Annotated in this window: 4 protein-coding genes and 1 pseudogene; 4 read left to right on the forward strand and 1 reads right to left on the reverse strand. The window is 40.7% G+C overall.

Going from position 1 to position 6,099, the window contains the following annotated elements; all coding sequences use genetic code 11:
- Positions 1-124: 124 nt before the first annotated feature.
- The 4 genes and pseudogenes from ltrA to AB4263_RS22585 all read left to right on the forward strand — a co-directional run bounded on the left by ltrA (position 125) and on the right by AB4263_RS22585 (position 5,533).
- Positions 125-1,569, forward strand: a pseudogene (gene ltrA, locus AB4263_RS22570) (group II intron reverse transcriptase/maturase).
- A gap of 379 nt (positions 1,570-1,948) precedes the next feature.
- Positions 1,949-3,271, forward strand: coding sequence for a DUF6602 domain-containing protein (locus AB4263_RS22575; RefSeq protein ID WP_372043131.1), 1,323 nt, complete (start codon positions 1,949-1,951; stop codon positions 3,269-3,271).
- A 153-nt stretch (positions 3,272-3,424) separates the two neighbouring features.
- A complete protein-coding gene (locus AB4263_RS22580) occupies positions 3,425-4,231 on the forward strand; it encodes a hypothetical protein (protein WP_372098937.1) in 807 nt (268 codons plus the stop codon).
- A 1,059-nt stretch (positions 4,232-5,290) separates the two neighbouring features.
- Positions 5,291-5,533: a hypothetical protein gene (locus AB4263_RS22585; RefSeq protein ID WP_372042974.1), complete on the forward strand. Its 243-nt coding sequence runs from the start codon at positions 5,291-5,293 to the stop codon at positions 5,531-5,533.
- 83 nt (positions 5,534-5,616) lie between these two features.
- Here the strand turns inward: AB4263_RS22585 and AB4263_RS22590 are convergent, their stop codons facing one another.
- Positions 5,617-5,826: a hypothetical protein gene (locus tag AB4263_RS22590; protein WP_231718271.1), complete on the reverse strand. Its 210-nt coding sequence runs from the start codon at positions 5,824-5,826 to the stop codon at positions 5,617-5,619.
- Between the last annotated feature and the right edge of the window lie 273 nt (positions 5,827-6,099).

The following is a 6,099-nucleotide window of genomic DNA, read 5'->3' on the forward strand; positions in this document are numbered from 1 at the left end:
TCTATAGTGGGCATCTAAGCCGACATTTTACGTAACATACGGAACAGGGTAAGCCTGTATCACTCCCTTTGGGAAAGCCTTTGTGGCCGATAGTGATGCAGGTATAGGAGGTCGGAAAAAGCAAATGGTGATATCGAAAGAGATTAGTGCATCTTCTGACGGCACTCAATGGCAGTCCATCGACTGGAAATCCGTTGAAGCACACGTATTGAAGCTTCAAATGCGTATCGCAAAAGCAACTAGAGAACAGAAATACAGTAAGGTGAAGTCCTTACAGTGGCTCTTGACTCATTCTCGCTCAGCCAAGCTTCTTGCGGTTAAGCGAGTCTCTCAGAATAAAGGCAGTAAAACGTCTGGAATAGACGGTGTCACCTGGAACACAGATGTACGCCGTATGAAAGCAGTCAATCAACTGAGCCGCAAGGCTTACTCTGCAAAACCACTCAAACGTATCTACATTCCCAAAAAGAACGGTAAGCTCAGGCCATTGGGTATTCCATGCATGATTGATAGAGCGCAACAAGCCCTCCACCTTCTAGCATTAGAAACAGTGTCCGAAACGCTTGCCGACCTCAATAGCTATGGGTTTAGGCCAAATCGCAGCACGGCTGACGCCGTCAGTCAGTGCTTCAAATGTTTGGCTCTAAAGCGATCAGCTAAGTGGGTTCTTGAGGGAGATATTAAGGCTTGCTTCGACAAAATCGGGCATCAATGGCTTATGGACAATATCACGGTAGATAAACGTATGTTAGAGCAATGGTTAAAGTCTGGCTATGTGGATAAGGGTCTGTTCTATGATACCGATGAGGGTACACCTCAAGGTGGAATAATCTCTCCAACCTTGATGCTAATGACTCTCGCGGGAATAGAGCAACAAATAAAATCTACAGCCCTGAAAAAGGGTGCTAGGGCCAACTTTATCGGTTACGCGGATGATTTCGTGGTTACTTGCTCTTCAAAGGAAGTGCTAGGAACGACATCAAACCATTGATTGCTGACTTTTTGGCAGAAAGAGGGTTAGCCCTCTCCGAAGAGAAAACGAAGATCACTCATATTGATGATGGCTTTGACTTTCTAGGCTTCAATCACAGGAAGTACAAAGGGAAATTGCTCATCAAGCCGAGCAAATCCAACACGTTGTTATTTTTGAGAAATCTACGAGAACTCATCAAAAAGCACGCAACCATCCCTGTTAACGATCTTATCAAGTTGATAAATCCGAAACTCAGGGGATGGGCGAATTACTATCGCCACTGTGTTGCTAAACAAATATTCGGGTATGTCGGCCACAAACTATTCCAAGCGCTATGGCACTGGGCAGTTAGACGTCATCCAACCAAGTCCAAAGACTGGGTTGTTCATAAGTACTTCCTCAATCGTAAAGGCCAGTGGCAATTTCACGGTTGGCAGAAAATCATGAACATGGACTGTCACTTCAATCTGTACCAAATAGCAAAAGTGCCGATCGAACGACACGTGAAAATTAGGAGTGCTGCGACCCCTTTTGACCCTCAATACCAAGAATACTTGGTGAAGAGAAAACCCAAAAGGCTAGCTCGTAACTCTTGAAAAGAGCCTGTCCTGACTGCGTTATAAGTTGCTGGGTATCAATGATGCATTAGTGGAGGCTTGAGCCGTATGCAGTGAAAGTTGCACGTACGGTTCTTAGAGGGGCGACACTTGGTAACAAGTGTCGTCTACTCGACAGCTTTGAGTTAGCTAAAGTAAATGCTCATTTACATATCACTGGCATACGTTTTCTCCACCAAAAGTTATCCGAGTGCTGCACACCTCGCAGTTTACGTCGTTTTGCAGTCTAACTTCTTAATATGGCTACTAACCTATTGATCATAAATTGAAGTGATATATAAAAGGGCTGTATGTCGGGATTAAAGCAGCTATTAACCATCTAAGTAGCGTTCTGTTCTTCGAAAAAGTGGGTGAAAGAATGATAGAAAAAGCATCAGAACTGTTAGAGCAGTTCATACGAATTGAAACGCAGGCATTAGATGAGGTCGATATGCCCCACATGCCTACGTTAGGAAGTGCATATGAGGAGATAACAAAGCAAGGGATAGACCAAGACTTTGCGATCCCAAAAGGCTTAGACTTGAAGGTAGTGTCTGGCTTCATTTCTGTCGGAGATGAAATGTTACCTCAACAAATAGATGGAATGTTGGTCTGTGGTGAGGGGAAACAATATGGTCGAACGCAAGAATATATTTATTCTATAGATCAAGTGCTTTGCATTTTTGAAGTTAAGAAAACACTAAATAAAGCTGATTACATAGATGCGTTTGATCACCTGAGAGTCATCAGGAAAAAGTACGCCGAGTTCTTTGAATCAAAATTTGATGAAGACCCTACATTTGAACCAAATGTGGATGCTGCGCGTAAGCACTTCTCACAAATAACAGGTAAAGAAGCACCTGAGAAGTACAGCCAGATTAATAACCTATCAAAATCAGATGGGATACTTTTTTACTCATTAGTTCAAGAAACACTAGCTCCGCTAAGCATTATCCAAGGTTATGGTGGTTATACGACTGAATCAGGAATGCGTAATGCTTTCTTAGATATTCTATCTGAAAAAGGTGAAGAATCTGGTGAGGGGCTTGGTATTCCAAGTCTACCGTCACTGGTCACAACCAACGGCTTTAGCATCGTTAAGGGCAATGGTGTTCCCTTCATCGGCATCAACGAAGATCGTGAGTGGGCGGCTTTGCTTTCAACGAAAGGGAATGCTGCCCGTATAATTCTAGAAGTTATTTGGTCTAAGATATCTCTGTATTTTGACGTTGCTATGCCTTGGGGAGAAGATTCTGATACAGAAACAGCAGTTCCACTATTGTTTGCTAAACCACTTGAAACAGAAGATAGTGCAGGTTGGTACTATTCTCCCATAAGGCTAAAAGAATCTGATCTTAGCGCACGGGAAAGTCAACAAGAATGGCAACCCGTCGAAATCAGCAAAGACATAAAAAGCGTTATTCACTCAATGATGGTTTTTGGTGGCTACGTTGACTTGGATAGTATTGATGAAATTGCCTCAAGTCATGAAGTACAGCTCGATGCTCTTCTAAAACGACTTATGAATACCTTGTTATTCAAGCAAGTCGGAGATTATTTTCGGCCGATTTCATCTCTACTACATATGGTTACAGATAGTGAGGATCATGACTTTATTTCATCTAGCCGAGAGCGTTTAGACAACTGGTGTGAAAGGCGTGGTATCGAAAAAAGTTACGTAAACTTGATAATCATGGAGTAAACCAAAGAACCATACAAACAATTCAAGCAATTCAATCAGATTCGCAACGCTTGGCATTTTTGGTTTGAATCAGCTTTAGTGTTTACGGCACAATAGGTTCGGTGGTGGCGTTGCTCACTACGTAACGCAGCTACATGTGATAGAGGTATGTGTGTGGAAGAATCAAAGTCACTGAAGGCTTTTAAGCAGCTACTAGTAAATAGAATCCCTTGTGTTCCTAACACTAAAGAATCCAAAGATTGCTTACTGGAACAGACGCTAGTTTTAGTTTTATTCCACTATTTACATTGGGCTTCAAGGTTGATTCCACCGAGGCCAAGAACAGTGATTTTCAATGTAGCTTTAACCGTACAACCACTTTGGGTTAAACATAGCAACGATATTCAAAAAATAATTAACAAAGCTGAAATTGGCGAAGATCTGAATGATCATCTGTCAAATGAAGTCCTAAGTCGTGGGTTCTCTCCCAACGCTGAAATTCTTCGTCAAGATGATAGGTGGTTATGTAAAGACCGACTATTAAATACTAAAGGCTTTCACCACCTACATTTGAAGTCAGGTAAATCCAACAAGGGTAATTTTCTGTTGCTAGTGAAGATCACTCGCAATGAATTCCATATTATAGGGGTGTTTACTCACGGTATTTTTGAAGGGGATACTCCTGAACAAAATCGGATGCATGGCACATTAGAATTGTGGTCTGAAATTCATAAAGATCTGTATACGACCATGTCTGGTCACCCTATACATATTCATCAGATCGCTAGTGAATATTGGAATGCAATATTGCAGTGCGACAGTCAGCTTCAAAGTAGAGAATTTGTAGAACAAATGTTCTTCGATCAACGGGATAAACTTAAATCCAAGTTTAAGTTGAGATGGGAGATTGATTGGTTAGACCTAGGCGTATATGAATCTAAATCAAAGGGTTTTACAATTATACGAAAAGGTCATATTTAATTTCTCATACAAGCGTTTAAGGCTTAAAGATACTTTTTCTAATCCTTGTTAAGTACGTTAGAGTTCTTACTCTAACGTGTTTTTGTCCAACAATGTGCTAAAAGGACAATTTACCTCACTCCAGACTAGGTTCGATACAGTTGACACTTAATAACTGCGGCTGCTCTGATGACCTACTGAAATCGTGACAATTTTCGGTTTAAGACGTACCTTCGAAGGCTAGTAAGCTGCTAGTCAATCATGGTTTACCTTTGTTCGTTACCTAATGGTAGGCAAATTGGGGCCCGACGCGTTTTTTGTTAAGCCCAATGGACTGTGGTAGCTAAATTCGCAGTGCTCGCGGTTTTAGGTCATTTCGAAACGGGGCGTTTGGTGCCATTAACCGACAGTGAAAGCTGTGGACGACCTAAAAACGCCTATTAAACTACGGGAAGTGCAAACCAACAATGTTTAGAAACCTATAGCCGTATTGGCTATGGGTTATGTACTTCCAGGTCAGAGCTAAGATACTCTATGTATATGTTTTTAAAGGGCTGTAATAGATCTAAGTTCAATCGAAATCGTGACAACTTGAAGGTTAATAGCCTTCATATTGGCACTGGTTGAAGGTTAGTAGGCAGACGGGAATCAATCATCAATACCTTTGTCCTTTGCCTTATGGTAGGGAAAACGCGGGGTTGAGGCGTTTTTTGGTTGGTTCTATGGACTATAGTAGCTAAATTCGTTCTTCACGCGGTTTTTAAGTCAATTCGTCACGGTTTGGTAGGGAAAATCCGATTGGTGGCGGCTTTAGGTCCGGTGTAAGTACATTTAACCAAGGTAAAAGCTCAACACTTGAAGAGTGTAGGGTTCTATTAAACAGCGTAATAGACGACAGTATTAAGTTTGAAACTAACTTAAAACCAAGAAATACCTATCAAAAATGCTGGTTATGCTTATGATGGTACTTGTATATAACTGGTTTAACTTGATGAAATCAACGCGCTCGTCTGATACGTAACCGAGATAAATGGAATCAAAGAGTACTTTGATAATTATTAAGGATAGCTGAGGCGATAGATGATTACGCTAAATGTTTATTTTGGTTCTGTTAACGCACCGTACATATTAACATCCGAGTTTTTGAGCAGCATTCAAGAGAGTTACCCTGCACTCTATCCCGAATTTTTAAAAGATGAAGGGGCGCTAGAAGTAACAACAGTAAGGATTATCGATAAAGAGTATGCTTTTTACCCATCAGATGTAGAAAAAATCGCACTCCGGTTTGGTATTGATATTGAATTTAAGAAAGTAATCCTTTGACTTATAAAAAGGGATTGGCTGAATTCATATATATGGTCAGAGAGAGTCTAAGTTGTAAATACTACAAGAATAATAAAATCTGACTATTCGTAACCTCCCTCAAGCTTCATGTCAATGTACTGCAGTAATGCAGAAGCACCATATTTGTTGATAATGTCTTGAGGCGTTATATGTCCGTAGCTGGCCACCAAGTAGGAGGTATACCAACTGACATAATCTTCACCTAGATGACACAGCCTATCCATAATTAACTCAGTATCCACGCTAGAAACAACCTCTCTAATGTTTTCCAACGGGCTTCCAATGTTCTGCCCTTTAGATTCATTGGCATCTCATAGTAAAAGACCTTCTTCAGTGATTTGGGGAGAGTGGACCCTAATTCATCTATACTCAACTTCGAGTTTGTGTAGCAATACTATGAAAAGTCAAACCTAAAAATTTCCAACTCGCCCTCTGGTGCTTACTATTATCCAACGGGCTTTATCCTTAAAGATATGATTTTAAATGATTAAAATATTTAATCTTACTTTGAGATCTTTTAAGTAACGGTGTTTTTCAAGGTAGTT

The organism is Vibrio sp. 10N.261.55.C5 (genome assembly GCF_041470505.1).
Taxonomy (GTDB): domain Bacteria; phylum Pseudomonadota; class Gammaproteobacteria; order Enterobacterales; family Vibrionaceae; genus Vibrio; species Vibrio crassostreae_C.